2 protein-coding genes are annotated in these 2,075 nt (G+C 71.4%); both read left to right on the top strand.

Annotated features, from left to right (window positions below; translation table 11 throughout):
• Positions 1-172 precede the first annotated feature (172 nt).
• Positions 173-1,303, top strand: a complete 1,131-nt coding sequence (locus ABZ646_RS45655) for a GNAT family N-acetyltransferase (RefSeq protein WP_360533434.1) — start codon at positions 173-175, stop codon at positions 1,301-1,303.
• Positions 1,304-1,431: 128 nt separating this feature from the next.
• Positions 1,432-2,075: PP2C family protein-serine/threonine phosphatase (locus ABZ646_RS45650; protein WP_360533431.1), on the top strand; the 644-nt coding region annotated here is incomplete at its 3' end.

Below are 2,075 nucleotides of genomic sequence, written 5' to 3'. Positions count from 1 at the left end.
GATCTGGCCGGGAAAGTCCGGGTCTTCCCACCCCCGACCCGCCCCGGCAGTGGCACTCTTGACAGCGTGCGTACTGTTTCGCGACGTTTGAGCGAAGTGAACGGCGGGGAGCAGGGACTGTTCACGGCAACGGCGGAACGCGGGACACGCGTTATGGGGGGAGCGGTCGCCCATGCGATCCAGAGGCCATGGCGGACATCAGGACATCACCATCCACAGACCCGGCGAGCTGACCCAGTCGCTGTGCCGGGCCTGGCACCGGGCGATGGACGAGTCACCGGAGTACGCCAATCCGTTTCTGGCACCGGAGTTCGCGATCGGTGTCGGCAAGTACCGCTCCGGCGTGCGGGTGGCGGTCCTGCGCGAGGGCGGGGAACCCGTGGGGTTCCTCCCCTACGAGCGCAACGCCCTCGGTGTCGGCCGCGCCGTCGGCCTCGGGCTCTCCGACTGCCAGGCACTGGTGCACCGGCCCGGAGTCACCTGGGACACCCGGGCGCTGCTGAGCGCCTGCCAGATGGCCAGCTTCGAGTTCGACCACCTGGTCAGCGAGCAGAGGCCGTTCGCCCCGCATGTCACCGGGACCTTCGCCTCCCCGGTGATCGACGTCAAACCCGGCGACGGCGGTTACCCCGACTGGCTGCGCGCCACCTACCCAGGTCTGGCCAAGACCACGCTGAAGAAGGAACGCCGGATCGGCCGCGACCTCGGCGAGCTGCGCTTCGAGTTCGACGAGCGCGACCCGGCGGCCCTGCGCACGCTGATGCGCTGGAAGTCCGCCCAGTACCGGCGGACCGGACGCATGGACCGCTTCGCCCGCCCCTGGATCGTCGACCTGGTGGACCACCTCTTCCACGTCCGCGAGGAACACTTCACCGGGGTGCTGTCCGTGCTCTACGCCGGGGACCGGCCGGTGGCCGCGCACTTCGGTCCGCGGTCGGCCACCGTGCTCGCCGCCTGGTTCACCGCCTACGACCCGGAACTGCGCTACTACTCACCGGGGTTGATGATGCACCTGCGTACCGCCGAGGCCGCGGCGCGCGGCGGTGTCACCCTCGTCGACCTGGGCAGAGGCGACAAGGAGTACAAGGACTGGCTGAAGACCCGCGAGCTGCGGGTGGGCGAGGGGTTCGCCACCCGGGGCCACCCGGTGGCGGCGGCGCACCGGCTGTGGCGCCGCCCGGTCCGGGGCCTGCGCAACACCGTCCTCGCCCATCCGCGGCTGCGTGACCCCGCGGACCGGCTGCTCAGGACGGTCGGCACCCTGCGGGCGTCCCGCAGGCCCGACGGCCTGCACGAGGAATGAGCCTGCCGCCCCGACCACGGCCCGGCGCCCCGGGCGCGTTCACCCGCCCGGCATTCGCACTATGATCCTGTAAAGGTAAAAATCTGGTGGTCTGCCCTGAAAGGGTGCCGCCCCGGCCGGAGTGACCCATGCCCCGCAACCGCTCGACGGACGACGAGCTCCTGGTCAGACTCAGGTCGCTCACCGCCCAGGCGCGCGAGCGGGCCGAGTACCAGCGCTCGCAGGTCGAGCTGGCCGTGGCCCTGCAGCGCGGCATGCTGCCCCGGGACCTGCCCGACACCCCCCGCGTCCATGTGGCCGTCCGGTACGCGCCCGCCTGCTACGGGCTGAACGTGGGCGGCGACTGGTACGACGCCTTCACCCTGCCCGACGGCCGTATCGGCCTGTCCGTAGGCGACGTCCAGGGTCACAACATCGAGGCCGCGGCCTTCATGGGCCAGGTCAGGGCCGGCCTGCGGGCGCTCGCCTCGGTGGCCGGCGAGCCGGGCGAACTGCTCGCCCGTACCAACGACCTGCTGGTGTCCCTGGGCAGCGACCTCTTCGCCACCTGCATCTTCATGCGGCTCGACCCGGTGACCGGGCTGCTGGAGAGCGCCCGCGCCGGCCACATCCCCTTCGTCTGGGCCACCGCCGACGGCAAGTCCGGGATCGGCGAGGACGAGGGCGGACCGCCCCTGGGGATCGACCCGGGCATCGAGTACCCGGTCTCCCGGTTCCGGCTCACCACCGGCGGGATGTTCGTGCTGCTCACGGACGGTGTGGTGGAAGGACT

It is taken from the genome of Streptomyces sp. NPDC007162 (assembly GCF_040634175.1).
Lineage (GTDB): Bacteria > Actinomycetota > Actinomycetes > Streptomycetales > Streptomycetaceae > Streptomyces.
The sequence above is the reverse complement of the archived record's forward strand: the minus strand, read 5'-3'. Positions and strand labels throughout refer to the sequence as shown.